The sequence below is a fragment of the Saprospiraceae bacterium genome (assembly GCA_026129545.1).
Classification (GTDB): Bacteria; Bacteroidota; Bacteroidia; order Chitinophagales; family Saprospiraceae; genus M3007.
Genome location: JAHCHX010000001.1, coordinates 268,027 through 293,793 on the forward strand (window position 1 = coordinate 268,027; position 25,767 = coordinate 293,793).

Consider the following 25,767-nt stretch of genomic DNA (forward strand, 5'->3'; position numbering starts at 1 on the left):
AGCCTTGGCGAATCAAGGCAAAAAAGACAACCCGTCCGATGGCTGCTGCTCCAAAGGACGGGTTACAGATTTGCTGTATATGCGAACCTAGATGTTTTTTTTATTCTGAAAACACTTCGATTTCGTGCGTTTTCACCACTAAATCGGTGAATTTTCCCTTAAATCTTGTGGCGCGCACGATGTGGTTGTCAATCCAGTGATAGTTGCCACCGCGTGGTTTGCCAAACAGGATTCCGTGATACTTGAACCCGTGCTTGCGGAGCCAATACTCGGTGATTTCGCGGTGGGCTTCGGTGCGACTGGTGAAAAAATAGACAACGTGGCCCTCGTCGTACCAGCGATTGAGCATGGCCAATGCGTCGGGGTAGGGGAGTACCGTGCCCATGCGCTCCGGCTCTTCGTTGGGCACATCGTCGCAAATGGTGCCGTCAATATCAATCAGGAAATTTTTGACGTGTTGGGGCAGCACGGGGCTGATGCGTTCGCCCTTTTCGTTGAAGGTTTCTTGCAACGTGGTTTGGGTATGGTCTTGATGTGTCATCGTGTCAGTTTTACGCAAAGGTATGGCTTGCGTCACAAATTATGCCACCTCTGCGCTCATTCCTGTATTTGCTCGACGAACTTTCCCAAAAATGATGTTGGGCAAATTATCTTTGCCCGCGACGGGCTTTGGCTGTTTTATTTTCTGTCGGAACGCACGGCGGGGAAAAAAGCAACCGTCGCACCTCGTTCTTTTCTCAATTTTCGTAACTTAAACATAATAACATGAAAACGAACCTACTGTGTTTGGCGTCAGCCTTTCTGCTGACCATTTTTCTGACTCCCCTTTCCGCTCAAAGCAAGCTTAAGCTTCCCGAAGGCGTGCGATACGTCACCTCCGTGGAGGGCATCACCGAATACCGATTGGCCAATGGCTTGCAGGTACTGCTGTTTCCCGACCCTTCCAAACCAATCATCACGGTGAACATCACTTACAAGGTCGGGTCGCGCCATGAGGCTTATGGCGAGACGGGCATGGCGCACTTGCTCGAGCATTTGGTGTTCAAGGGCACTCCCAAACACCCTAACATCCCGCAAGAATTGACTGCGCACGGTGCTCGCCCCAACGGCACGACGTGGTTTGACCGAACCAACTATTTCGAGACATTCGATGCCACCGAAGAAAACTTGCGCTGGGCGCTCGACCTCGAAAGCGACCGCATGATTAACTCGTTCATCGCAAAAGCAGACTTGGAAAGCGAGTTCTCGGTGGTGCGCAACGAATATGAACGCGGCGAAAACAGCCCTTTCGGAGTGCTTTACAAGCGGATGCTGGGCACCATGTATCAATGGCACAACTACGGGAAATCCACCATCGGCGAAAAATCCGACATCGAGGGAGCGCCCATCGAGCGTTTGCAGGCATTCTATCGGATGTACTACCAACCCGACAACGCAGTATTGGTGGTAGCAGGCAAAATTGACGAGCAAAAGACGCTTGACCTCGTACACGAGTATTTCTCACCGATTCCGAGGCCTACCCGCCAACTCATCCCCACATACACGAAGGAACCCACGCAGGACGGCGAACGCCACATCACGCTCCGCCGCACCGGCGATGTGCAAGTGGTGTCCGCCATGTATCGCATCCCGGCGGCCTCTCATCCCGATTTTGCTGCATTGTCGGTGCTGGCTGATTTGCTGACACACGAGCCTACAGGCCGACTCTACAAGGCTTTGGTGGAAACGAAAAAAGCTTCGAGCATCAGCGGGAGCGCCTCCGGTTTCGCGGAAGGCGGCTTTGCGGGCTTTTGGGCAGAGGTGCGGCAGGAAAACTCGCTGGAAGAGGCAAAAACGATTTTGCTCAACGTGCTCGACGACCTGAAAAAGAACCCGCCCACCGATGATGAAGTGGAAAAAGCCAAAGCTCGGCAGCTCAAGAATTTTGAGATGTTCATCAAGCAAAGCGACCGTGTGGGGCTTAGGCTGAGTGAATATATCGGCCAAGGCGACTGGCGCTTGGCTTTCTGGTACCGCGACCAATTGGAGAACGTGGCAACCGAGGACGTGAGCCGCGTGGCACAACGATATTTCAAACTCGCCAACCGAACCCTCGGATTTTTCCTGCCCGAACCAAACCCTGACCGCGCGGAGATACCCGATGCCCCCGACCTCGCCGAAATGCTCAAAGATTACAAAGGCAAGCCCCCCATCTCGCAAGGGGAGGATTTTGACCCCTCTCCCGGCAACATCGAAAAACGCACCACGCGCGGCAAGTTTGCCAACGGGATGCAATATGCCCTGCTGCCCAAGGAGAATCGAGGCGACGCAGTGAACGCCACCCTGACCTTCCGCTTCGGCACGCTCGAAAGCCTGCAAAATCAGCAGATGGTGGGCAACGCCACAGCCTCCATGCTCGACAAAGGCACCCTCAACAAAACCCGCGAACAAATCCGGGAGGCACAGGACAAACTTAAAGCCCGCATCAACGTGTTTGGCGGCCCCACCGCCGTCACAGTGAACATCGAGACCGACCGCGAGCATCTGGCCGAGGCCATTCGCTTGGTGGGCGAAATCATGCGCAAACCCTCGTTCCCCCAAAACGAGTTTGAAAAATTTCGGGAAGAATACCTTGCTGGCCTTGAGCAGCAAAAAACCGACCCGGCGGCCCTGTCGAGCCTTGCCTATCGGCGCATCACCAGCCCCTATCCGAAGGGCGACCCGCGCTACAACATGACCTTCGAAGAGGAAGAAGAGGCCGTGAAAGCCGTCACGCTCGACCAAGTGAAGGCGTTCCATCAAAAATTCTACGGGGCCTCCAACGCAACCTGCGCAGTGGTGGGCGACTTCGATAAGCAGCAAATAGAGACGGTGCTCAAGGAAACTTTTGGCGACTGGAAAAGCCCCTCACCCTTCAAGCGAGTGGAGAACAACTACATCCCGGTGGCGGCCAAGACGGAGGTCATCAACACACCAGACAAGGCCAATGCCAACTATGTGGCTGGCTACAACTACGCCATGAACACCGACCACCCCGATTACCCGGCACTCACTATCGGCGGCTATATCTTGGGCGGTGGATTCCTCAATTCGCGCCTCGCCACGCGCATCCGCCAAAAAGAAGGACTGAGCTACGGGGTGCGCGGCGGATTTTTCGCCAGCTCTATGGATGAAAACGGCGGCTTTTCTGCCAATGCCATTTACAACCCGCAGAATTTGGAAAAACTCGAGGCCGCATTCAAAGACGAAATCGAAAAAGCCAGCAAGGACGGTGTCACACAGGAAGAACTTGATGCCGCCAAGACTGGCTGGCTACAGTCGCAAAAAGTGAATCGCTCTGCCGACAACGGGGTGGCGGGCCGGCTGAACCAGTATCTCTTCATGAATCGAACCATGAATTGGGATGCCGATTTCGAGAGTAAAGTGGAAAAACTCACGGTCAAAGACGTGAACGCGGCCATGAAAAAATACCTCGACTACTCGAAGATGATCATCGTGAAAGCGGGCGATTTCAACAAAGCAAAACCATGAAGAACGTCTGGCTTCCTTTGTTTCTCATGGTCGCGCTCGCGCATCTGGCGGGGGTGGCTATGGAACACAGGGGATTGGTTGTCATTACCAAACCGATGCTGATGCCTTTGTTGGCGGTTTGGCTGGCCGTGGAGACGCGCCACGGCCAGCCCCGCTTTTTGAAAAAAATGATGTTTGCCGGGCTGTCCTTTTCCACAGTGGGCGATGTGTTGCTCCTATGGGGAGGCAAACCGCTTTTTTTCATACTGGGCTTAGTGGCCTTTTTGTTTGCCCACTTGTCTTACATCGGCGGTTTCTCCTCCATGCTTCGTCGTTCGGACAAAGGCTTTTTGAGCCGTCGGCCCGTTTGGGCATTGTGGCCTGTGTTGGCTGCGGTAGCCTTGGTGTGGTCGCTGTGGTCAGGCATTCCCGATGAGATGAAATTGCCCGTAGGTATCTACACGGCGGTCATCACCACCATGGTGCTGAGTGTGTTCAATCTCAAGGGAAGTGTGACGGCTCCCATTTTCCAAACATTGCTTGCCGGGGCGTTGCTGTTTATGCTGTCTGACAGCCTGATAGCATGGAGCCGATTTGACAGCCCATTTCCATTTTCGGGTCTGGCCATCATGGGCACTTACATTGCCGGTCAGTTTTTGTTGGCGCGTGGGGCCTGCGAAGTATTGCGTTGAGGCTACGGTCAGGCCACTGCTTTCCTGTTCTTTCGCCACACATACACCATGCCGCCCACACTGACAAGGAAAAGCACGATGGAAATGATTTCTGCTTGTGTCAGTTCCATGCCAAGCACCTTGTGCACTACATTGACGCGAATTTTTTCAATCAAAAACCGCTCAATGGCAATCAGCGCGAGATAAATGAAAAACAGCATTCCCGGAATCTGAATGCGTTTCCGCAAAGCCCAGAGAATGCCAAAGACCACCACCATCATCATCGTTTCGTAGAAGGGCGTGGGGAACACGGGTTGCGCCAATTGCATACAGTAGTCCCAATCGCAGTTTTCTATCGGCACATTGGGATTGGGCAATTCGGTGTGGCCGTCGTTGAGCACGTTGTGCGGGTATCGGGTAGCCCACCAAGAATCGGGCATCCAAGAGAGCCAGCCGGGTTTGGGCGCGTTGTTCACGATGCCCCAATCGCCGTCGCCGGAGAGTTGGCAGCCGATGCGGCCCACCCCATAGCCAGCCGTCAGAGCAGGCGCCACCGCGTCAGCCGAAGGCCAAAACGGGATTTTTTGCCGCCACATGTACCACACCACCAGCACAAACCCAAGTACCAATCCGCCAAAAAACGCCAGCCCGCCACCTGAAAGCAACGAGCCTAAGGGGTCGCGGAGAAAAGACTGCCAGTTGTCAAAAAGGTCAAAAATTTTAGCCCCCAAAATGCCGCCCACCGCCGCCCACACCGTCATCTCGCTGATGCGGTCGTGCGGCCACACCAACACCTCGCGGGTCACGGGCACATTTTTGCGCTTTCGGTAAGCATCCCACCAAGTAAGCCCCCCCAAAACGGCGGCTCCCAAAAGTCCGGCCAACCAGTGTATTTTGCTGGAAAGAATCACCGAGGCAGGGTCGGCCCTGAACACCTCGTAGTGTTGATAGGCATACAGCCCTTTGCCCGCCAAAATCAGCCCAACCAGCGCATTGGACACTATTTCGCCCGTCGTGGCGGGAGCTCCCTCCGTCACCGTCGCTTTGGTAGGCTGGTAGTAGCCCTCTTGGGCTTTTCTTTTCAGTTCGATGTAATAGACCACCGCGCTGACCAAAAACGCGATGGCAAGAAAAAAGCCGAAGGTTTTGAAAATGGAAAGCCAGTTGTCGGGTTGGGTGCCAAACAACGCATGGGCCAAATATGAAAGGTCGGGATACATGAGCGAGCGTTAGGGACGTGGGGGTGAGAGGTTTAGGTATAAGTGCCTGACAAACAGATTTTTGGAGAAAAGATGCGGCAAAGATAAAAAGGGCGATGTGAAATCAGGGTTATTTTAAAGCTGAGGAAGCAAGGGGGCGATAACGTGTGTAGCTCAGGCGCTGTGTGCGCTATCACACTACCGAACATTTTCAAATTTGCCACGAAGCCACAAAGACGCAAAGCAAAATACGCATTGATTTGCTGCATTTTGTGCCTTTGTGTCTTTGCGGCACAAAAATAATGTCCAATAGCGTGGTGCGCTGTTCAGGCCGTGATTTCAAGCCACCGCCTGAATAAGGGCTTGAATATCAAAAGTTTCAACTCATAATTTGCATTTTCAACAGAAAAACGACTTTTGCGCCGCCAACGGCCCCACGCGAACATCCTATAGCCACAAAACATGGGCAGAAAAAACAAGCTCCGCAAATTTGCCGAAATCCTGTCGTTCCCCAACGTGTATGAATGCTACAACGTGCAGCAACCCGCTCTCGTTGGCGCGGGCATGGTGCACGTTGATTTGAAAGGCAAGTGGAACGCGTCGCATTTTCACAGCGAGCACCCCGTCACGCTCGAACTGGCCTGCGGTGGCGGCGAATATACCGTCGAACTGGCGCGACAGTTCCCAGACCGCAATTTCATCGGCGTGGACGTGAAGGGCAACCGCCTTTGGAAAGGTGCCAAAACAGCCCTCGAAGCAGGCCTGACGAATGCCGCCTTCTTGCGCACACGCATCGAAATCATCGAACACTTCTTTGCACCGGGCGAGGTGGCGGAAATTTGGATAACCTTCCCCGACCCGTTCCCACGCGCCAGCAAGGAAAACCGCCGGCTCACCTCCCCTTTTTTTCACGAAAAATACCGCCAAATCCTGCAACCCGGCGGTCTTGTCCATTTGAAACACGACGCTCCCGACTTTTACCAATTCACGCTGGACACTATTGCCGCAGACCCGCGCTGCAAGTTGATTTATCAAAATGACGACATCTACGCCGCCGCGCTGCCTTACCCTGAACTGGCCATTCAGACCCTTTACGAGTCCTTTCACCTGGCTGCTGGCAAAACCATCAAATATGTGCGCTACACGCTCGGGTAACTTTTTGAGATTTCCATGAAAAAAGCAGCCATTCTCGGTTTGTAAGAGGTGTCATCTTTTGAGGAACGAAAAAGTGACATCTCGGCCTGTTTTTGAGATGTCGCCCCTCCATTCTTCTGGGATGACACCTCAGAACCCGCCAAAACGAGAATGGCTGTGAAAAAAGGGGGGCATTTCAAACAGTCATAATCAAATCGGAACAGCGCTCCGATATATGCCGGAACAGTGTCCCGGCGCACAGAAGCGACAATTTGAAATGAACCCGAAAAAACCAATTCACGTCGAACATCTTACTTCCGGCGCTGTTTCAACCATACAGTTCACCACTTTAACATCTTCAAACAATTCAACAAAAAATATGGCTTTTACTCTGCCCGAACTCCCCTACGCTTTTAACGCGCTCGAACCTCATGTGGATGCCCGCACCATGGAAATCCACCACGGCAAGCACCACGCCGCTTACGTCAACAACCTGAACGCGGCCATTCAAGGCACCGAACACGAAGGCAAGACCTTGGAAGAATTGCTTGCCAACGTCAGCAGACTCTCGCCCGCCGTGCGCAACAATGGCGGCGGCCATTGGAACCACACCATGTTCTGGGAAATAATGGCTCCCAATGCAGGAGGAGAGCCAACAGGCGACTTGGCATCCAAAATAAACAAGAATTTCGGCTCCTTTGAAGAGTTCAAAAAACAGTTTGCGCAAGCAGGCGCCACACGTTTTGGCTCCGGCTGGGCGTGGCTCTGTGTGGATGCCGACGACAATCTTTTCATCACCAGCACGCCCAACCAAGACAACCCCCTCATGGATGTGGCTGAAAAAAAAGGCCGCCCCATCCTCGGCCTCGACGTGTGGGAACACGCTTATTATCTCCACTACCAAAATCGCCGCCCCGACTACATCACCGCTTGGTGGAATGTGGTGAATTGGGAAGAGGTCGGTCGCCGCTATCGCAGCGCCGTGCGCACCAATTGAGGGGAGTGAGATTGGTGAGAAGTAGTTGATGGGGGGGGCGCAGTCCCGAATATCTGCCGCAGAATCCTTTCACAAAAAATCCGCCCGGTCTCGCAGCTGCGAGCCGGGCGGTCGTGTTTGTGTTTGTTTTGTCCCCAATGATGAGACCGTTGGCCCAATATACTCGAGAATAACTCGATTTTCGGAGATTAAACACACCACGATTTGACTTTTGATGCCAAGGCACAATGGTTTAACAACCTATTTCTTCGAGTCTTTGCGCCTTCGTGGCGGCTTTGCTGTTTCGTCGTTCGTGGTTGGCCCTCCTCGTCAACCATCTCAACCCCTCTCACTCGGGCATCTTCGAGTACACCGCCTGTAAAAATTCGTGTTTGGTCGTGTCGCTCAAAAATTTGCCAGCATATTCGGCGGTGATGGTACTTGCGCCGTGGTGCTCCACCCCTCGCGCCTGCACACACAGGTGCCGCGCATCAATATAAACAGCCACGTCGTCCGTTTTGAGCACCCGCTTCAGCTCCTCCGCGATTTGCATGGTGAGGCGCTCCTGCACTTGGGGGCGGCGGGCGTAGAACTCCACGATACGGTTGAGTTTGGACAGACCCACCACACGCCCGTTGGGAATGTAAGCGACATGCGCCACGCCAAGAATCGGCTGGAAGTGATGTTCGCAAGTGCTTTGCAGCGGGATGTTGCGCTCCACCACGAGGCGGCGATACTGATACTTGTTTTCGAAGGTGGTGATGTCGGGTTTGTTGGCGGGGTTAAGCCCCCTGAAAATTTCGTTCACATACATTTTTGCCACCCTGCGCGGAGTGCCTCGCAGACTGTCGTCGCGCAGGTCAAGCCCCAGAATATCCATGATTTCGGCGAAATGGTCGGATATGCGTTCGATTTTTTCGGCGTCGCTCATCACTGCGGCGCGTGGTTTCATCGGGGTGTCAGAAGCGGTCGAGATGTGCAAGTCTCCCAAGTCATCCGAGTCGGCAAGGCCCTCTATGTGGCCGTTGAGCAAGAAGTCAGACATTAAAATGTAGCTAGTTGTGAAAATTAAAAAAAGCAGATTGTGAGTGCCTTTGGAAGGGGATGAAGTATTTCAAATTGTCGCTTTCGTACGCCGGAACACTGTGCTGGCATAAATAGGGACAGCGTTCCGATTTACTCACTAAAATTTAAAAAAACACTCTTCTGTGGGCGTGTTTGTTTTGAAAACAGATGACCCACATTAACAGCAAATCCCGCAAACTGTTTAATCTTTTTATGCTATTCTAAAAATTGAGTTAAACAAAATATGCCTAAAAGCGACATTTTGCGAAAAGCAACACAACCAGCCGGAGGAGCAGATGTTAAGACAGCATCCTGCTTATCCGTTCATTAAAAAACAAAAAAGATGCAAAAAACAATCACTACCCTACTGTTCGTCGCGCTGACTTTATTCGGCCTATCCGCCCAAACCGCCCGCGTTCAAATCATCCACAATTCACCAACGCCTACGGTGGACATCTATGCTGGTCCCGACAAACTGCTCGACAATTTTGCTTTCCGTACTGCCACGCCTTTCATTGATGTGCCTGCTGGAGTGACCATTCCAATTGGCGTGGCGCTTGGCAACAGCGCTTCCGCTGCCGATGCACTCGCCACCTTCCCCGTGCAATTCGATGCTGGAAAAACGTACGTCGTGGTCGCCACAGGCATTGTGGGCGGCAACCCCGGCTTCGAGTTGAAAGCCTTTGACTTGGGGCTGGAAAACACGGTGGAGCCGGACAATGTCGGCATCCTTTTCTTCCACGGCTCACCCAACGCGCCCACAGTGGACGTGCTGACAGGCGGTGCGCCAATCATCAACGACGCTTCCTATGGCGACTTCCAAGGCTATTTGGAAGTGCCTGCCGCTTCTTACGACTTGGACATCACACCCGGCAACGACAATAGCGTGGTGGTTGCTTCCTATCGCGCAGACTTGTCTTTCTGGAAAGGCCGCACCGCCGTGATTTTTGCCAGCGGCTTCCTCGGCGACATCCAACCTGCCTTCGAGCCCTGGGTGGCGCTCAGCACGGGTGGCACTTTCCCGCTTCAGACTTTGACTTCTCCACCGCCGCCCACCCCGACGGGCGCTCGCTTGCAGGTGATTCACAACAGCCCTACCCCGACGGTGGATGTGTACGCCAACAATGACTTGTTGCTCGACAATTTTGTGTATCGCACGGCCACGCCTTTTATTGATGTGCCCGCTGGTGTGCAAATCAACATCGGCATCGCGCTCGCCAACAGCACTTCCGCTTCCGATGCGCTGGCGGTTTTCCCGGTGACGCTTGAACAAGGCAAAACTTATGTGGCCATCGCTACGGGCATCGTGGGCGGCAACCCGGGCTTCGACATCAAGATTTTCGATGCCGCCATCGAAACCACTGTCGAGCCAGACAATGTCGGCATTCTATTCTTCCACGGCTCGCCCGACGCGCCGACGGTGGACGTGCTGACGGGCGGTACGCCAATCATCAACGACGCTTCTTATGGCGACTTCCAAGGCTATCTGGAAGTGCCTTCCGCTTCTTACGACTTGGACATCACACCCGGCAACGATAATAGCGTGGTGGTCGCTTCCTACCGTGCAGACTTGTCGTTCTGGAAAGGCCGCACGGCGGTGATTTTTGCCAGCGGCTTCCTCGGCGGTGGAAGCCCAAGCTTCGAGCCCTGGGTGGCATTGAGCACGGGTGGCACATTCCCGCTTCAGACTTTGACCGCCCCGCCGCCGCCCGCCCCGACGGGTGCTCGCTTGCAGGTGATTCACAACAGCCCCACCCCGACGGTGGATGTGTACGCCAACAATGACTTGCTGCTTGACAATTTTGTGTATCGCACGGCCACGCCTTTTATTGATGTGCCTGCTGGTGTGCAAATCAACATCGGCATCGCACTTGCCAACAGCACTTCCGCTTCCGATGCGCTGGCGGTTTTCCCGGTGACGCTGGAGCAAGGGAAAACATATGTAGCTATCGCCACGGGCATCGTGGGTGGCAACCCGGGCTTCGACATCAAGATTTTTGATGCTGGCAAGGAACAGACCGCCAATCCCAATGATGTGGGCATCCTCTTCTTCCATGGCTCGCCCGACGCGCCGACGGTGGACGTGCTGACGGGCGGTGCGCCGATTATCAACGACGCTTCTTACGGCGACTTCCAAGGTTATCTGGAAGTGCCTGCTGCCAAATATGTGTTGAGCGTGACACCCGGCAACGACAACAACACGGTGGTGGCGAAATACGATGCTGACCTTTCATTCTGGAAAGGCCGCACGGCGGTGATTTTTGCCAGCGGCTTCCTCGGCGGCGGCAGCCCAAGCTTCGAGCCCTGGGTGGCATTGAGCAACGGCGGCACATTCCCGCTGCCCGTCAACAATGACTTCACGCCCGGCGACGATGGCATCGCTGCTCGCGGCACTTCGCAGATTTCTCAAATCAGCGCGTTCCCGAACCCGGTCGCTGACCGCTTCACGGTGAATCTGATGATGAACAACGAAAGCGACTTGCAAGCTATCGTGGTGGACCGTTTGGGCCGTGTGGTGACGGAGCGCAACTTCGGCCTTTTGCCCAAAGGATTCAACACGCTTGAATTCAACTTTGGCAACCTCCCAACAGGCAGTTATTTCCTCAACCTGCGCAGCCAAGAAGGTGTGCGGACGTTGAAATTCATGGTGGGGCAGCCGTAAGCAACTGTTGTCCCATTAGGTTGAATAAAAGCACCCCCGTTGCGCTTCCACGGGGGTGCTTTTTTTAGTCGTGTTTATTGAATGATAAATTCAACCCTCCTGTTTTTTGCGTGAGCCTCAGGGGTACCCTCTGTGGTCAGAGGGCGGGTGCCGCCGTAGCCATTGGCTGTGATTCGTTCGGGAGCGACACCTTTTTGGGAAAGGTAGGTGGCTACCATCTGGGCCCGCTCTTTTGAGAGTATCATGTTTTTTTCCGCATCACCCACATTGTCGGTGTGGCCTTCTATGGTGACGCGCAAGGAAGGGTATCTTTGGAGCATGGCGGCCAGATTGTCCAACTCGGCAAATGACCCAGACAGCATGGTGCTTTTTCCTTTCACAAACAGGATGTTTTTAGGCGTGTATTTTTTGATGGTATCTGCCTGCGCAGTGGGGGAGGGCGGTGTGGTTGTTTCAGGTTTCGGCTCGGTAGGGGGCGCTTCTTTCTTGGGCGTGGCGGTTTTGGTCGGTTTGGGCTTGGCAGGGACAGGTTTGGGGGTTGGGGGCGTGGGTTGGGAGGATGGTTTGGCGGAGGGCTGCTGCGCAACCGTCGAGGGCGTTTGCGAAAAGTATTTTGTAGCGATGGGTTTCAAGTTGTTGCCAAACAAGCCTCCCAACATCGGCTCCTCGCCCGGCATTTGCCAGAGGAGTTGAATTTCTCCTTCGAAGATGGCATTAAAGTACTCGACTTTCAAATCATATTCCTGTTTGCCCGTCAGGGTGATTGTGCCAGTGAAGTGTTCGTTGTCGTGCAAATCCCATGCGTCGAGCACCAGTTTGTTGCCTATCCAGACACGCAGCCCATCGTCCACGACGGCCGAGAAGAGGTATTTGCCCGTTACGGGCGGCGTGATTTTCCCCGTCCAGCGAATGGAGTATTCCGATTGGCCCAGCCCGGGCGCGGGGCTTTTGCCCGTCCAGTCGAAATTGATTTGGGAGTCTATTCGGGTCAGTACTTTTTTTTGGAAGTTGCGGCCCGTGTAGTATTCGCCTTGCAAACCGGGTTGAGCAGGCGCAATGGGGCAGTGCGACAGTAACGCCAATGCCCAGAGGATGGTGTTTTGTTTCATAGCGTGACAGTTGTTTAGCAATTGGACACAAGAACGCTTGCGACCGTTGCATATTGGCAAATACCTTCCAAGCAAATTGGATGTCGTAGAGTCTGATGCGGTTGATTGATTTACTGAAATTAAAATTTTGCACGAAGGCGCTAAGGCACAAAGATTTTTAAATCAATTTCTTAGAGCCTTTGCGACTTGGTAGCGACCCGAGAAACATGGATTACATTGTGCTGCGGCAAAAACGCCCCATATTTGTACCCTGACAAACGCTCATCCACTTATGAAAAAATTGATTTTGCTAGGTTGCTTCGCGCTTGCCAGCGTTGGTGTGCAGGCACAATCATTCCCGTGGCTGCAAATCGGCAACGAATGGACGTACGACCTGTATCTCGGCTGGAACCCCCTCCATGGGCTACACCGTATAGTCATTGACAAAGAAGTGGTGTTGGACAACGACGTTTCGTGGATGCGTTTCAGGCGCACCCATGCCCAGGGAGGGAACATCCTATTTTATTACGCCCGACAGGAGGGAGACAAAATTTATACTCGGGATTTGTCGGGACCGAGCATTTGCATTTATGATTTCGCCATGCTGCCCGGCGATACGTTGTTTTTCACCCCTTCTTTGGGTTATTACGCCGTTCTTGATACAGGTTCTGCGTTCATAGCAGGGCGCGTGCGGCGCACACAGACGATACAGTTGTCCAATTGGGGTTATCAAAATCCGCTACTGGTTGTGGAGGGCATCGGGCCAGTCAGCAATCCCCAAGACCCGAATAACCAATATGTGTGTTCGTTTTTCTTCCTCAATATGCTTTTTTGCCACGCTGCTGTGGATGGTATGTCGGCCTATTTCAAATGCTTTTCCGATGCAGACGGCATATACGCCCCCTTCGACGCTTGTTTGGTCAGCACCGACGAGGCCGAGGCTCCCGTCCCGATTCGGGTGTGGCCCAACCCAACAAGCGAACGCCTGTTTGTGCAGGGCGCTTTTCACGCTTATCAAATGTTTGATGCAGTGGGGCGGCTGGTGCTTAGCCAGAGGGGGGCTGCGGGTGATGTCACCGAAATTCCAACCACCCACCTGCCCAATGGTGTTTATTTCCTGCACGGCCAGACGGATGTTGGTGAACACTCACCCGTGTATAAGGTGGTAGTAGCGCATTGATGGTTGGGGAGGTCGTTTCGTCCACTTTCAGGGGGGGCATTTCAAATTGTCGCTTCCGTACGCCGGAACGCTGTCCCGGCATATATCGAAACAGCGTTCCGATTTACTTACGGCAATTTGAAATGCGCCCTTCCAGGAGAGCGAGGTATTGATGTGTGGGCTACTTTCTTTCAACTTGAAAAAATTGCCCCACCAACATTTCAAAGTTCGGCAGATGTGCTTTGTCCGCTTCGCACCAGCGCGGTTGCCAGCCATTTTTCAAACAAAAATAATCGGCCACGATGTCGGCCTGCTGTTCGTAGTTGAAGTCGGTCAATGATTTGCCCTGCGACAGCGCCTGCGAAAGGGCTTCGATGCCGCCGTAGTCATAGCCTGCCGCTGTGCGCTGCGCCCACAAGGCGCGGGGGATATAGACCGAGCCAAGGCGCTGATACTGCCACACATGCATCAGTTCGTGTATCAAAATGGGGTCGGGGAGTTGGCCCCATGCGTTGACCACATAAAAACCGACATAAGCAAAGCGGTATTGGCGGCAGCCGATGTGTGAGCGTTCGTCCACCCGTACTTTTTGATAATCAATGGCATCGCCAAAAACAGAGCGGGCGAGCGCGATTTCCCTTTCTGTCAAACGGCGGGTGTTGGGTTTGAAAATCCGGTTGAGGAGCATGAGGATATCGGGGAAAAAGAGGAGGTCGGCGAAATAGAACGTCGTTTCAAAAATGCGCCAAGTCAATGTGTCGGGATAGCTATTAGTTTCCCTGACCCTTTTTTGGGGAAGGGAGCGCAAATGTTGGGCGATTCTTTGAAAACGCATCCTCAAAGGTAAAATCAATTCGCCAAGGTCCCCGCCGACCACTGCAACCCCGCCTCCGCTTTGCGGTATTCGCTCAATAGTTTGAGGAACTTGATTTGCGCGTCGAGCCAGAGCTGTTCGCGGGTGTTGACGAGAAAGACGGTGCTTTCGCCAAAATTGAATCGTTCGATTTCGGCATCCAACAGGGTGCGGTAGTTGGTGGTGACGTTGCGATAGAGCGAGATTTGGGCGGCCAGCGTGTTCAATTCGTTGGCGTATTGTTGCACTTTATTTTCGATGTCCTGCCTTTTTTGGCGCAGCTCGAAATCGGTCTGCGCGATTTTTATTTGAGTCACTTGCAGGTCGCCGCGCGCTTTTCGGTTGAGCAGCGGGTAACTGAAATTGAGTCCCCATTTCATGTCCTGACCGAACACTCCGATGCCTTCCGTGCCTGCGGTGGGGAAGAACTGCCAGCCATTGCCAAGCAAATAATAATTGAGGTCGAACACGGGTTTGCGGTACTCGTTTTTTAGGCGGCGCTCCACGTCGAGGCTGCGGAGTTTGGCATCGTAGAGGCGGAGCGTGGGGTGTTGGATGGTGGCTTGTTGTGCGAGCTCGAGCAGGCTTTGCGGGGGCAATGGCACGAATTCTCCGGCGAGCAGGGCAGGGGAGGGGGGGATGAGCGCGGTCTCGACGACCTCGTTGTTGGTTTCCCACAAAAAGACTTGCAGCGCGAGCAAGGTGTTTTGCACATCCACCTGCGCAAAATTGACATCAAGCAGGCGGTTTTGGAGTTGGATGAAGGTTTCGAGGGTGTCCATGCCGGAGCGTTCGCCTTGGAGGAAGCTCTCGCGGATGGCGGCGTTGCGCAGCTCGGCTTGGCGGAGCGCCTCGCTGTACACGCGCAGGGTGTTGTCGGCGGCCACCCAGTTCCAATAGATTTTGGCGGCTTCCAGGAGGAGGTCGTTGAGGGCGGCGGCGCGTTCGGCATCGCCTTGTTGGAGGCCGATGCGGGCCTGCCGCAAGCCTGCGCGTCGGTCGTCGATGAAAAGTCCTTGGCCCAGCGTCCAGTTGAAGCCAAAGTTGGCTTGACCGTTGGAGGGCAGGTTGGCTTCGGGGTTGAGGAATTGGCCGGAGGCGTAGTTGTAGGCGCCTTTTAGTTCGAGGCCGAGCCAAGTGGGCCATTTGAGGCCGGCCTCTGTGTGTTGGAAGTATTGCTTGTCGTTGAAGTTTTTGGCAGTGAGGTCGGTGTAGGCTTTGGGGTCGAAGCCTCCTTTGGCACGCAGCAGGGCGGCCTCGGCTTGGTCGCGGTACAGATTTGCCTGTTTGGCTAAGGGATGGTTTTCGAGGACTTGGCGGCGAAAGGTGGGCCAATCGAGATTTTGGGATTTTGCATTGGAAAGAAAGAACGTCAGATAAAATAGCGCCAGCAAACCATTGCGGGATATCACGCCAGACCCTTTTTTTTCGGATAAACGAATCGCGAAAAGTGTCGCGATGCACGCTTTTCTCTCCCTCTTTGGAAAATTTTTGACAGATGAGGTGCTTTTCATTTGGGTTCCTCCTTCGTCTCTGTTGTTTCCAACCCTTTATACAAATCCGGTGGGAACCCATTGACAATCCGCCAGAGCTCGTAGCCCAACAGCACGTCGTTGAGCAGCGCGATGCCTTGCGCGCCGCCGCCGGGCTGGAGGGCGGCGGGCCATGGCTCGTCGGTCGGGTCTGGCGCTACGAGCACGCGAAACTTGCCGTTGGCGCTGATGTTGCGGTCAATGGCGACGATTTGTCCGGCATAGGTGCCGACTGACACGCCCGGCCAACCGCTAAAAAACAGTGCGGGCCAGCCATCGAACAGAAAGCGCACCGTGCGCCCCACATCGAGCAGTGGCAGGTCAATAGGCTTCACATACATCTCCACCGCCAATTGGTAGTCGGCAGGTTGGATGCTTACCACCGGGTCGCCTTCTTTGATGATTTCGCCGATGCCGGGCTTCATCGCTTTCACGATGTAGCCATCCTGTGGTGCCACGATGTAATAGAATGCCGAGCGGGCGGCGTAGTTGTCACGCTCGATTTGGAGTTTGTTGACCGATGCCCGTGCGTCGTATTGCTCCGATAGGGTGCTGAATTTGTCGCTTTGGGCCTTGGCTATTTTGTTGGCGTATTCGTTCTGCGTGAGGCGCAGGTCGGTGCGGTAAATGTCGAGTTCGCGCCGGCTGGTTTCAAGGGCGTTTTGAGCGGCTATGAGTTTGGTCTCGGCTTCTTGCAATTTGAGGCGGCGTTCTTCCAGTTTCGTGAGCGCCTCTATGCCTTTGTCGTATAGGTTTTTCATGCCGCTGAACTGCCGCTGTGCTACTTGCAAGTCGATGTTGGCCTGCACCAATCTAATGCTGTCACTTTCGACTTTTAACCTTCCCTGCACGATTTTTTGCTCAATCTGGGTGATTTTGCTGTCCAACTCGCGGCGCATCGCCGCAATTTGTTCTTCCAGCGCGCCGACTTTGTTGCTGTATGATTCGATTGCGCCTTGTTTGGCCAACACTTGCCCACTCACGCGCTCCACCAAATTGGGGTCAAAATACTCGGCCTTGACTTCGGATAGGTGCACGATGGTGTCGCCGCGCCGAACGGCTTGCCCTTCCACCACATACCAATGTTCTATGCGTCCGGCGATGGTCGCGTGGATGGTCTGCGGGCGTTGTTCGGGGCGGAGGGTGGTGACCCTGCCGTCGGCCTGTATGTTTTGTGTCCATGGCAAAAACATGAAGGCGACAAACAGCCCGAGTAGCACAAGCACGAGCCTGCGAAAAGAGAGGTGCCGCTTCGACATCTCCGACTTTTTCGGCGATTTCAGCCCCAACATATCCGGGTCGCAACTGACCACATTTTCGGAAATGTTGAGCATGAGGGGTTTGGAATTTTGAAATGCCATATCACGGTGTCGTTGTTTTTTGTAAAAACTTAGGTGGAAGGTTGAGGGTAGAGGGCTGATTCCATTCTCATTTGAACGGTATGCAACCCAAAATCGGGTCTCACGGCCTTCCTTCCAGCCTCTACCTAAGTTTTTGCGTTTTCTGTTCGTTTTGAAATGCGAGGGCATCACCACGCCTCGCTCATATCGGTTCTGAGCACTCGCCTGTAATGCTCTGTCTTTTTGACCTCGTCCAGACTGCCGTCGAACACGATTTCCCCTTCTTTCAGGATGACCACGCGCTCGCAAAACGAGACCAGCAGAGGGTCGGCGGTGGTGCAGACAAAGGTCCACGGTTGTTTTTTGTCCGTGAGGAGGCTAGCGATGCGGAGGCGGTCTTGTGGGTTCAGATTGCCCAGCGGTTCCTCCATCGCCAACAATCTGGGCTGCCCGATGATGGCTCGCGCCACCAATATCTTCGTGACGATGCTGCGCGGAATGTTTTTTCCGCTCGGCAACAGCTCTGTGTCAATGCCTCGGGGGGCTTGGCGAATGAAATCGCTCAGCCCTACCATTTCAGCCACTTGCAATACCTTTTGGAGCGTAATGTGCTCATTGCCGATATCAATGTTTTCTCGGATTGTGCCTTTGAATACCTCTTCTTGCGAGGATATATCGCCGATGCGCTCGCGCAAGCTGCGCAGGTGCAGGTTGCGTTTGGGCAGGCCGTTGAACAGCAGCGAGCCTGTAAAGTCGCGCTTGCCCACCGATAGCACCTGTAGCAGCGTGCTTTTGCCAGAGCCGTTGTACCCGGCAATGGCTACTCGTTCGCCTGCATTGATGCTGAGGTTCAGGTTTTTCAGCACTGGTTTGTCGCCGTCGTCGTATTGGTAGGAGAGGTTGCGCAACTCGATGGCCAAAGGCTGTTCGCCACAGAACTCCTCGGCACGCACGCCATCCTCCCGCTCGATGGGCAAGTCGTTCACCTGCCCGAGCTTTTCGGCGGCAGTGATGACATCGTAGCCCGTTTCGTGCAGCAGAATCAGTTTTTCCACAGATTCTATGACGAACAGGACAAGGATTTCGGAGGCTACGAACTGGCCGATATTCAACTGATTGTCCATCACCAACACGCTGCCCAGCACCAAAAAGCCGCCCAACACCAGCACCCGAAATACGATGCTGCTGACGAACTGCGTCACCAATATGCGCCAATGCCTTGCGCGGGCATCAAGGTAACTGACCGTCAGTTCGTCGGCGCGAAGCAGTGGGAAGCGGTTTTCGCCAGCGAGTTTGAAGGTGGTGGACACGCGCCCCACCTCTTCCAGCCAAAACGCCAATTTGTACTTGTATTTTGATTCCGTCAAACTGGTCTGTATGCCGCGCGGCCCAGTCCATGCGAAAAGCACAATCAAAACACCTATCAACAACAAGGAGAACAGCACGAAGGAGGTATGATAAAACGACAGCAACATCAGGCTGAACAAGATTTGAAGCGCAGCCGTGCTGCCCTCCATCAGGATTTTGGGCAATCCTTTCTGAATGGTGAGCGTGTCAAAGAAGCGGTTGGCCAATTCGGGCAGGTGTTCCCTGCGCAGCATTTCCAAGTTGAGTCGCGGCAGCCGAACAGCAAACTCAATTGCTGAAGCAGTAAAAATGCGGCGTTGGATGGATTCCATGATGGAAAGCTGCATCAGCCTCAAAATACCGACCAGCAAAGCACCAACGATGACGAACAATACCAACACCCCCCATGCTGCCGAAATGGCGCCGCCCGCGATTTGACCGATGATGGCTTGTATGCCCAGCGGCAACGACAAACTGATGAGACCCGCCACCACAGCGTACAACACCGTGTAGCGAATCTCTCTGCGCAATTGCCCCAAAAGCCTGAGCAGGCGCTGCACGGGGGTCAAAGAAGAAGTATTTGGGTCAGGCATTTATGTTCATTTGTAATTTCCATCCGAAACGAGTTTGAAATTACTATGTTTAAAAGGTTGGCTTTTAATTTTTCCTTTCATTTAATTTTGCCAGATAAAAGTGGAAAAAATGACACTTTTCATCAAAAACATGGTTTGTCAGCGGTGCATACTCACCGTCGCTCAGGTATTGAAAAAAAACGGCATCGCTCCGGTTTCTGTCGCTTTGGGGGAAATTGAGCTCTCCCAGACACTCCGCCCAGAGCAGGAGCAAAACCTACGTGCCGACCTTGAGGCTGTGGGCTTTGAATTGTTGGACGACCAGCGAAGCCGCCTGATTGAAAAAGTGAAATCGCTCCTCATCGAGCAAGTACAATCGGGCGAACTGCCGGAAAATTTCAGCCTCGTCGAGTTTGTGGGCAAAGCCCTGCACCGCGATTATTCCGCAATTTCCAAACTATTTACCGAAGTAGAGGGCATCACTCTGGAGCAATATTTCATTTTGCAAAAAATAGAAAAAGTGAAAGAATGGCTGGTTTACAACGAATTGACTTTGAGTGAAATAGCCTTCCGACTCGGTTACAGCAGCGTGGCCTACCTGAGCAGCCAATTCAAAAAAGTGACCGGTATGACGCCTACCGAGTTCAAAAACAACCATAGCGGGCATCGCCGCACGCTCGACCACGTCCATTAAAGCGAAATTCTCTTCCACTAAATCGTAACGCTGGCCGGGGCCTTAGTGCAGAACTTTGTGTCATCAAAAACGAAGTTTTATGAGCACAGCAATCGCCGTCCGCCAACAATTCCCCGTGACCGATATGACCTGCGCGGCTTGCGCCGTCAGTGTCGAATCCGTATTGGGGCATCAGCCGGGCGTCACGTCCGCCGCCGTGAATTTCGCTACGCAGAGCGTGTTGGTGGAGTATGAACCTGCGAAGATTTCGCCCGACGACATGAAAAAAGCCCTTCAGAGCATCGGCTACGACCTCATTGTGGCGGAACCCGAAGCGGCCAAAGAAGAGGCGGAAAATATTCAGCGCAAGCATTACGAAGATTTGCGACGTCGCACGATTTGGGCGGTCGTACTCGCCGTGCCGCTCGGCATTTTGGGGATGTTTTTCATGGATTTGCCTTACGTCGAGTATGTTATGTGGGCGATTTCCACGCCGTTGGTACTTTGGCTTGGGAGGTCGTTTTTCATAAATGCCCGGAGACAAGCCCGCCACCGCTCGGCCAATATGGACACGCTGGTGGCTTTGAGCACGGGCATTGCCTACGTTTTCAGCATTTTCAACACCCTTTTTCCCGAATTCTGGCACAGTCGCGGCTTACACGCGCACGTTTATTTTGAAGCCGCCGGATTTGTCGTGGCATTCATTCTTTTGGGAAAACTACTCGAAGAACGCGCCAAAGCCAACACCTCGTCAGCTATCAAAAAACTGATGGGTTTGCAGCCCAAAACCGTCACCATCGTACATTCGGGAGGGCACATGATGGAAATTCCGGTTGCGCAAGTGCGCATCGGCGACCTTCTGCTGGTGAAGCCCGGCGAAAAAATTCCGGTGGACGGCATCATCGAATCCGGCTCGTCTTATGTGGACGAGAGTATGCTCAGTGGCGAGCCGGTGGCGGTGGCGAAATCGGCGGGTGACCGCATTCTGGCAGGCACCATCAATCAAAAAGGCAGTTTTCAATTCAAGGCTGAAAAAGTTGGCGGCGACACCTTGCTGGCGCAAATCATCCGCATGGTGCAGGAAGCGCAAGGTTCCAAAGCGCCCGTGCAAAAATTGGTGGACCGCATTGCCGCCGTGTTTGTGCCGGTCGTCATCGTCATCGCGTTGATTGCGTTTGGCACGTGGTGGATGTTGGGCGGCGAAAACGGCCTAACGCAAGGCCTTTTGGCGATGGTGACCGTGTTGGTCATCGCGTGTCCTTGTGCGCTGGGTTTGGCTACACCGACGGCTATCATGGTTGGCGTGGGCAAAGGCGCCGAACAAGGCATTTTGATAAAAGACGCGGAAAGCCTCGAACTGGCGCACCGTATTCAGGCAGTCGTTTTGGACAAAACCGGCACCATCACGGCCGGCAAACCTGTCGTGAAAAACCTGATTTGGGCTGAAAAAACGGATAGCGCCGGGTGGCAAAACGTCCTGTTCAGTTTGGAAAAAAACTCCGAACACCCCCTCGCCGAAGCAGTCGTTTCCTTTCTGGAAGAACAGGCAAAACCGGTTCATCTGGAAAAAATTGAAAGCATCACAGGCAAGGGAATTATCGCAGAATTTGAAGGGAAAAAAGTTTTTGCAGGCAATCTCGCACTCATGCAGGAACATGGCCTGACCTTTCCTGAAAGCCTTCAAACGGCTTCGGCATTGCAGGAAAAAGAGGCCAATACGGTCATTTATTTCGCTAACAACCAGCAAATTCTGGCGCTTGCGGCCATCGCCGACCCAGTGAAACCCTCGTCCGTCGAAGCCGTCCGCGAGTTGCGCGACATGGGCATCGAGGTGTATTTGCTCACCGGCGACAATCGTCGGACTGCCGCCGCGGTAGCGGAGCAAGTCGGCATCGGGCATTTTCAGGCGGAGGTTTTGCCAGCCGATAAAGAAGCGTTCGTGCGACAACTTCAGGAACAAGGAAAAATCGTGGCGATGGTCGGCGACGGCATCAACGACAGCCAAGCTTTGGCGCGTGCCGACGTGAGCATCGCCATGGGCAAAGGCTCCGACATTGCGATGGACGTAGCCAAAATGACCCTGATGAGCAGCGACTTGGGCAAAATCCCGGCAGCCATCCGGTTGTCGCGCCACACGGTAGCCGCCATTCGGCAAAACCTGTTTTGGGCCTTTATTTACAACGTCATCGGCATCCCGATTGCCGCCGGAGTGCTTTATCCTGTCAACGGTTTCCTGCTCAACCCCATGATTGCCGGCGCCGCGATGGCCCTCAGTTCAGTGAGTGTCGTCAGCAACAGTCTTCGGTTGAAGTGGCGCAAGTGATGCCATTTAACTGTAAATCTCATCCAACATATTGTAACGCCTCCGGCATTCGCCCCCTTTACCTTTGTGTCATCAAAAACATTTAAGTGCTGAGGCAAGAATATTCAACTGTTTCACACAACGACACGGCGACACTACGATTTTATTTTCTGATAATCAATTCTTTGTGTCGTCGTGTCGTTGTGTGAAACAAATCTGTCCAAGCAGTTTACAACCATAATTTTTTGCAATGAAACAAGAATTAAAATTCAAAACCAATATCAAGTGCATGGGCTGCGTCAGCCAAGTCACAGATGCGCTGAACGAAGCCGTCGGCGCAGAAAACTGGGAAGTTGACATTCAATCGCCCGACAAACCTCTGACCGTCAAAGGCGAAAATCTCGATGCTGAAACGGTGATTGCTGCCGTGAAAGAAGCGGGGTTCAAAGCCGAAGCGGCCTGAATTCAAAACCTTCTAGGTCTTCAAAACTTGGAAGGTTCTCCATCCTGAATTCCTGCTGACAAATCCAATTTTCAACATCGAAAAGTTATGCTATGAAAACATCTTTCCTCCTTTTCGCTTGCTATTTCCTGCTGACTTCCTGCCAAAAAGAAAGAAACGGCATCCCGCTCTACGAACCGTCGTTGACAAGGCAAATAAACATTAATGTCTTGGAAATGAAAGCCTTCCATCGAACTGGAAAAGACCGGACGCTCTCCGTCGGAAAATCATCCCTGCAAGAAAAAAGTGAACCGCTCCGACCCGAATTGGGAAAGCCGTCGCAATGGCGGTGAGAAAAAATGGACACGCTGAATTGTAAATCGAAAAGTTTTTTTGAACAACAATCTCTACAAAAATGGAACATCACGCACATCACCATCCAATCCCCCAAACACTTCCTCCAAAGCAGCAAACCGTAGCTCCCAATCGCCTCCGACTCACATTCAGCGCCACTTTGCACTGTCTGCTCGGCTGTGGTATCGGCGAAGTATCGGGTGTCATTATCGGCACCGCATTAGGTTGGGGCAACATGGAAACCATGATTTTGGCCATTATTCTGGGCTTTGTCGGCGGCTTTTTGCTTGGCATGATTCCACTGCGACGGGCAGGTTTTGGCTGGAATCGCGCATTCAAGACCGTCCTGATTGCGGAAGGCTTGAGTATCGTAGTTATGGAAACTGCTCAGGTCTTGACCGAACTCTACACCCCCGGCGTGATGGATGCTGGCTTGAGCGACAGCCTTTTCTGGTTTGGAATGGGACTGGCTTTACTTGCTGGTTTTGCCGCAGCATTTCCTGTCAACTGGTGGCTCATCGGCCGGGGAATTCGTCACCAGCATTGATTAATTTCCTGAAAATGAAGTTTTTGCTAAAAATCCTGCACTTGCTGGCACCATCCAAAAAATGTTGCCGGTAGAACCCACTCTTCCTTTTTACCTTTGTTTTAAACATGACGTATCGCTTAGCCACATTGGTCTTTTCAATTTGCCTGTTCGTTCTATCGGCGAACCGCGCAGAGGCGTGTGGCAGCGACAATGCCGAACATACAGCCAAGTTCCATGAAAAAACGTCGGGCGAATCTTGCTGCACAACAAATCAAGCCCAACCCGATTGCTGTGCCGACGACGCTGAACATCAGGGCCCTGACTCCGGCTGCTCTTGCGACCACGAAAATGATGGTTGTCGCTGCCCGGCATGTCAAATTGTGATTCACTCCGGAGCTGCATTTACACACGAAACATCGCCAACGCTTGCCTCACGCGTAATCAATTTTTCAGTACAAAAGCAGGCGTTTTACTTTGCCGACCACCTGCCCGAAGCGGTTTATTTGCCCATTTGGCTGCCGCCCAAGATTTGACGTATAGTGCCACGTCAGCCTGACGTATGCCCGTTTTTCTGGTTCAGAAAAATTGAGAAAAAGTTGAGAGAATCATTCTCAACCCTCCTCAACTATCTCAACCCCTCTCAACATTTTTTTCAACACTCTCAACATCATTATTTTATGAAAAATATGCTCATCGCGGGCCTTGTGCTCGCCATGTCGGTCGTGGCATTCAACGCCTGCAAACACGACCATTCCAAACAAAACACCCAAACGACGGAGGCTGCTGCACCGGGAACAAAGTATATCTGCCCGATGAACTGCGAAAAAGGTAAAACCTACGACCAGCCCGGCACCTGCCCCATCTGCAACATGAAACTCGAGCCGATGAAAGTAGAGGCGGGCGCCAATACCGCCGAATATTTCACCGCGTTCGCGGCCAATCCCGCTCAACTCGAAGCCGGAAAGCCGGCTATGCTCTCGTTCACGCCGAAAATCAAAGGCAACGAATCAGCCCCAGTCCCGCTCGACCTCGTGCACGAGAAAAAAATGCACCTGATTTTGGTTTCCGACGACCTTTCGTGGTTCGACCACATTCACCCTGAATATTCAGCCACAGGCAGTTACGACATCAAAGTGCTGGCAAAAGGCGAAAATTTCACTGCCGGTCGCGGCCACAATGAAACCCGCTTCGACGCGGGCGGCAAATACTGGGCTTTTACCGACTACAAACCCACCGGCGGCCTGAATCAGGTGAACAAAATCGAACTCGATGTGGCCGGCGCTCCCGCAAAAACGGTCGCTTACGCCCAGCCGAAACTCAACACTTCGGTGGACGGCTTCACACTCAAGATGGAAGCCGGGCATGAAGGTGCGGGTTTCAAATCAGGTACCCAACAACATATTCCGGTCACGATTACGAAAGGCGGCAAACCCGTTGACCCCGCCACTTTTGAGAATTATTTGGGTGAAAAAGCCCATCTCGTACTCGTGGAAGTCGCTACAAAAGAGTTTGTCCACACCCATCCCTCCGCCGAGGGTGGCAAATTGGACATTCACACCACTTTCGCCAAACCCGGCACCTATCGCGGCTGGCTGCAATTCCAGACCGACGGCAAAGTCCACACGGCCGATTTTGTGGTGAAAGTGGAAGAAGGAAAGGCTGAAGAGGCGGGGCATGAGGGACATAATCACTAAAGCAGTTTTTGTTTCACACAACGGCACAACGTATTGATTTTCAAAAACCTCGTCGTGTCGTTGTGTGAGATAAAATCGCTATTGTCTTGTCAGGAAATAGTGTAAGGGTCAATTACGGTTAGCCCCGCAACTTTTCCAAAATCAGCCTGATTTCTGGAAATAACTGGAAGAGTATTTTCTAAACAGGTAGCAGCGATGACGGCATCGGGAAGTTTGAGTCGATCTGCTTGTCGAATGAGAATTGTTCGGTCAGCAATGATGTCGGAAAGTGCAAAAACTTGAACGCAAGCCACAAAATTGTTCATAGCTGTAAGTGCTGCAGGGGGTAAAACGATGGAATACAACTCAATGCGATTAATAATTGAAATAGCGCATTCCCCATTCAGAATCCATGATTCGAGCCGCGTGGTAGCAGCTATTGGAAGCAAACCACCGAGAAAATCAATGGCAGCATTAGAATCAATCAAATATCGCGCTCCCATGATTCCTGCAGTTCTTTGAGCTGTTTTTGCATATCGAGCGCGACATTTTTAGGGATGGAGCCGCCTAATTTTAGTTGAGGCTTCGAAGGTTTCTTGTTCGGCTGTTCCACAATGCGAAGCCACTTTATTTTTTCCAATTGTTGGAGCAACAGCATAGCTTGATTGTCAAGCAACTCAACCGTTATAGTCTGCATTTTTCAAAAA

At 52.9% G+C, this 25,767-nt stretch carries 23 protein-coding genes; 13 read left to right on the plus strand and 10 right to left on the minus strand.

Going from position 1 to position 25,767, the window contains the following annotated elements:
- Positions 1-100 precede the first annotated feature (100 nt).
- A complete protein-coding gene (locus KIS77_00840) occupies positions 101-541 on the minus strand; it encodes a phosphoheptose isomerase (protein MCW5920862.1) in 441 nt (146 codons plus the stop codon).
- 224 nt (positions 542-765) lie between these two features.
- On the opposite strand from KIS77_00840, the gene KIS77_00845 reads away from it, so the two are divergent.
- Together KIS77_00845 and KIS77_00850 are read left to right on the plus strand one after the other, a co-directional pair.
- Positions 766-3,510, plus strand: a complete 2,745-nt coding sequence (locus KIS77_00845; GenBank protein MCW5920863.1) for an insulinase family protein — start codon at positions 766-768, stop codon at positions 3,508-3,510.
- Positions 3,507-4,181 carry a lysoplasmalogenase gene (locus tag KIS77_00850; protein ID MCW5920864.1) on the plus strand — a complete coding sequence of 225 codons (675 nt, stop codon included), beginning with the start codon at positions 3,507-3,509 and terminating at the stop codon, positions 4,179-4,181. Before KIS77_00845 ends, KIS77_00850 begins: the two co-directional genes overlap by 4 nt.
- 8 nt (positions 4,182-4,189) lie before the next feature.
- Here the strand turns inward: KIS77_00850 and KIS77_00855 are convergent, their stop codons facing one another.
- The gene (locus tag KIS77_00855; protein MCW5920865.1) at positions 4,190-5,380 is read right to left on the minus strand and encodes a prolipoprotein diacylglyceryl transferase; all 1,191 of its coding nucleotides are present in this window, start codon (positions 5,378-5,380) and stop codon (positions 4,190-4,192) included.
- Positions 5,381-5,821: 441 nt separating this feature from the next.
- On the opposite strand from KIS77_00855, the gene trmB reads away from it, so the two are divergent.
- Complete coding sequence (gene trmB, locus KIS77_00860) at positions 5,822-6,514, plus strand: tRNA (guanosine(46)-N7)-methyltransferase TrmB (GenBank protein MCW5920866.1); 693 nt, start codon at positions 5,822-5,824, stop codon at positions 6,512-6,514.
- 358 nt (positions 6,515-6,872) lie between these two features.
- Positions 6,873-7,490: a superoxide dismutase gene (locus tag KIS77_00865; protein MCW5920867.1), complete on the plus strand. Its 618-nt coding sequence runs from the start codon at positions 6,873-6,875 to the stop codon at positions 7,488-7,490.
- A 328-nt stretch (positions 7,491-7,818) separates the two neighbouring features.
- On the opposite strand, the gene folE is transcribed toward KIS77_00865, so the two are convergent.
- A complete protein-coding gene (gene folE, locus KIS77_00870) occupies positions 7,819-8,514 on the minus strand; it encodes a GTP cyclohydrolase I FolE (protein MCW5920868.1) in 696 nt (231 codons plus the stop codon).
- A gap of 363 nt (positions 8,515-8,877) precedes the next feature.
- Between folE and KIS77_00875 the strand changes: the two genes are divergently transcribed.
- Positions 8,878-11,196, plus strand: a complete 2,319-nt coding sequence (locus tag KIS77_00875; protein MCW5920869.1) for a DUF4397 domain-containing protein — start codon at positions 8,878-8,880, stop codon at positions 11,194-11,196.
- A gap of 74 nt (positions 11,197-11,270) precedes the next feature.
- Here the strand turns inward: KIS77_00875 and KIS77_00880 are convergent, their stop codons facing one another.
- Positions 11,271-12,305 carry an OmpA family protein gene (locus tag KIS77_00880; GenBank protein ID MCW5920870.1) on the minus strand — a complete coding sequence of 345 codons (1,035 nt, stop codon included), beginning with the start codon at positions 12,303-12,305 and terminating at the stop codon, positions 11,271-11,273.
- A 271-nt stretch (positions 12,306-12,576) separates the two neighbouring features.
- Here KIS77_00880 and KIS77_00885 point away from each other — a divergent pair, with 271 nt between their 5' ends.
- Positions 12,577-13,464, plus strand: a complete 888-nt coding sequence (locus KIS77_00885) for a T9SS type A sorting domain-containing protein (GenBank protein ID MCW5920871.1) — start codon at positions 12,577-12,579, stop codon at positions 13,462-13,464.
- A 160-nt stretch (positions 13,465-13,624) separates the two neighbouring features.
- Here the strand turns inward: KIS77_00885 and KIS77_00890 are convergent, their stop codons facing one another.
- The 4 genes from KIS77_00890 to KIS77_00905 form a co-directional block, all read right to left on the minus strand.
- Positions 13,625-14,197, minus strand: coding sequence for a hypothetical protein (locus KIS77_00890; protein ID MCW5920872.1), 573 nt, complete (start codon positions 14,195-14,197; stop codon positions 13,625-13,627).
- A 95-nt stretch (positions 14,198-14,292) separates the two neighbouring features.
- A complete protein-coding gene (locus tag KIS77_00895) occupies positions 14,293-15,708 on the minus strand; it encodes a TolC family protein (protein MCW5920873.1) in 1,416 nt (471 codons plus the stop codon).
- A gap of 98 nt (positions 15,709-15,806) precedes the next feature.
- Positions 15,807-17,162 carry an HlyD family efflux transporter periplasmic adaptor subunit gene (locus KIS77_00900; protein MCW5920874.1) on the minus strand — a complete coding sequence of 452 codons (1,356 nt, stop codon included), beginning with the start codon at positions 17,160-17,162 and terminating at the stop codon, positions 15,807-15,809.
- A 194-nt stretch (positions 17,163-17,356) separates the two neighbouring features.
- A complete protein-coding gene (locus KIS77_00905) occupies positions 17,357-19,108 on the minus strand; it encodes an ATP-binding cassette domain-containing protein (GenBank protein ID MCW5920875.1) in 1,752 nt (583 codons plus the stop codon).
- 109 nt (positions 19,109-19,217) lie between these two features.
- Between KIS77_00905 and KIS77_00910 the strand changes: the two genes are divergently transcribed.
- The 7 genes from KIS77_00910 to KIS77_00940 all read left to right on the plus strand — a co-directional run bounded on the left by KIS77_00910 (position 19,218) and on the right by KIS77_00940 (position 25,081).
- The gene (locus KIS77_00910; GenBank protein MCW5920876.1) at positions 19,218-19,781 is read left to right on the plus strand and encodes a helix-turn-helix transcriptional regulator; all 564 of its coding nucleotides are present in this window, start codon (positions 19,218-19,220) and stop codon (positions 19,779-19,781) included.
- A 79-nt stretch (positions 19,782-19,860) separates the two neighbouring features.
- Entirely contained in the window at positions 19,861-22,083 is a 2,223-nt protein-coding gene (locus KIS77_00915; GenBank protein ID MCW5920877.1) for a copper-translocating P-type ATPase, read from the plus strand.
- Positions 22,084-22,312: 229 nt separating this feature from the next.
- Complete coding sequence (locus KIS77_00920; GenBank protein ID MCW5920878.1) at positions 22,313-22,525, plus strand: heavy-metal-associated domain-containing protein; 213 nt, start codon at positions 22,313-22,315, stop codon at positions 22,523-22,525.
- A 92-nt stretch (positions 22,526-22,617) separates the two neighbouring features.
- Complete coding sequence (locus KIS77_00925) at positions 22,618-22,857, plus strand: hypothetical protein (GenBank protein ID MCW5920879.1); 240 nt, start codon at positions 22,618-22,620, stop codon at positions 22,855-22,857.
- 62 nt (positions 22,858-22,919) lie between these two features.
- A complete protein-coding gene (locus KIS77_00930; protein MCW5920880.1) occupies positions 22,920-23,405 on the plus strand; it encodes a DUF4396 domain-containing protein in 486 nt (161 codons plus the stop codon).
- A gap of 216 nt (positions 23,406-23,621) precedes the next feature.
- Entirely contained in the window at positions 23,622-23,771 is a 150-nt protein-coding gene (locus tag KIS77_00935; protein MCW5920881.1) for a hypothetical protein, read from the plus strand.
- A gap of 293 nt (positions 23,772-24,064) precedes the next feature.
- Positions 24,065-25,081, plus strand: coding sequence for a hypothetical protein (locus tag KIS77_00940; protein ID MCW5920882.1), 1,017 nt, complete (start codon positions 24,065-24,067; stop codon positions 25,079-25,081).
- Between the two features lie 89 nt (positions 25,082-25,170).
- Here the strand turns inward: KIS77_00940 and KIS77_00945 are convergent, their stop codons facing one another.
- Positions 25,171-25,563 carry a type II toxin-antitoxin system VapC family toxin gene (locus tag KIS77_00945; GenBank protein MCW5920883.1) on the minus strand — a complete coding sequence of 131 codons (393 nt, stop codon included), beginning with the start codon at positions 25,561-25,563 and terminating at the stop codon, positions 25,171-25,173.
- The gene (locus KIS77_00950) at positions 25,545-25,757 is read right to left on the minus strand and encodes a hypothetical protein (GenBank protein MCW5920884.1); all 213 of its coding nucleotides are present in this window, start codon (positions 25,755-25,757) and stop codon (positions 25,545-25,547) included. Before KIS77_00950 ends, KIS77_00945 begins: the two co-directional genes overlap by 19 nt.
- Positions 25,758-25,767 lie beyond the last annotated feature (10 nt).

Coding starts and splice junctions, on each gene's coding strand:
- KIS77_00845 (MCW5920863.1), top strand. CDS start 766: ATGAAAACGAACCTACTGTGTTTGGCGTCAGCCTTTCTGCTGACCATT.
- KIS77_00875 (MCW5920869.1), top strand. CDS start 8,878: ATGCAAAAAACAATCACTACCCTACTGTTCGTCGCGCTGACTTTATTC.
- KIS77_00935 (MCW5920881.1), top strand. CDS start 23,622: ATGAAAAAACGTCGGGCGAATCTTGCTGCACAACAAATCAAGCCCAAC.
- KIS77_00885 (MCW5920871.1), top strand. CDS start 12,577: ATGAAAAAATTGATTTTGCTAGGTTGCTTCGCGCTTGCCAGCGTTGGT.
- KIS77_00855 (MCW5920865.1), bottom strand. CDS start 5,380: ATGTATCCCGACCTTTCATATTTGGCCCATGCGTTGTTTGGCACCCAA.
- trmB (MCW5920866.1), top strand. CDS start 5,822: ATGGGCAGAAAAAACAAGCTCCGCAAATTTGCCGAAATCCTGTCGTTC.
- KIS77_00920 (MCW5920878.1), top strand. CDS start 22,313: ATGAAACAAGAATTAAAATTCAAAACCAATATCAAGTGCATGGGCTGC.
- KIS77_00910 (MCW5920876.1), top strand. CDS start 19,218: ATGACACTTTTCATCAAAAACATGGTTTGTCAGCGGTGCATACTCACC.
- KIS77_00945 (MCW5920883.1), bottom strand. CDS start 25,563: ATGGGAGCGCGATATTTGATTGATTCTAATGCTGCCATTGATTTTCTC.
- folE (MCW5920868.1), bottom strand. CDS start 8,514: ATGTCTGACTTCTTGCTCAACGGCCACATAGAGGGCCTTGCCGACTCG.
- KIS77_00900 (MCW5920874.1), bottom strand. CDS start 17,162: ATGCTCAACATTTCCGAAAATGTGGTCAGTTGCGACCCGGATATGTTG.
- KIS77_00930 (MCW5920880.1), top strand. CDS start 22,920: ATGGAACATCACGCACATCACCATCCAATCCCCCAAACACTTCCTCCA.
- KIS77_00925 (MCW5920879.1), top strand. CDS start 22,618: ATGAAAACATCTTTCCTCCTTTTCGCTTGCTATTTCCTGCTGACTTCC.
- KIS77_00905 (MCW5920875.1), bottom strand. CDS start 19,108: ATGCCTGACCCAAATACTTCTTCTTTGACCCCCGTGCAGCGCCTGCTC.
- KIS77_00915 (MCW5920877.1), top strand. CDS start 19,861: ATGAGCACAGCAATCGCCGTCCGCCAACAATTCCCCGTGACCGATATG.
- KIS77_00940 (MCW5920882.1), top strand. CDS start 24,065: ATGAAAAATATGCTCATCGCGGGCCTTGTGCTCGCCATGTCGGTCGTG.
- KIS77_00950 (MCW5920884.1), bottom strand. CDS start 25,757: ATGCAGACTATAACGGTTGAGTTGCTTGACAATCAAGCTATGCTGTTG.
- KIS77_00850 (MCW5920864.1), top strand. CDS start 3,507: ATGAAGAACGTCTGGCTTCCTTTGTTTCTCATGGTCGCGCTCGCGCAT.
- KIS77_00865 (MCW5920867.1), top strand. CDS start 6,873: ATGGCTTTTACTCTGCCCGAACTCCCCTACGCTTTTAACGCGCTCGAA.
- KIS77_00840 (MCW5920862.1), bottom strand. CDS start 541: ATGACACATCAAGACCATACCCAAACCACGTTGCAAGAAACCTTCAAC.
- KIS77_00880 (MCW5920870.1), bottom strand. CDS start 12,305: ATGAAACAAAACACCATCCTCTGGGCATTGGCGTTACTGTCGCACTGC.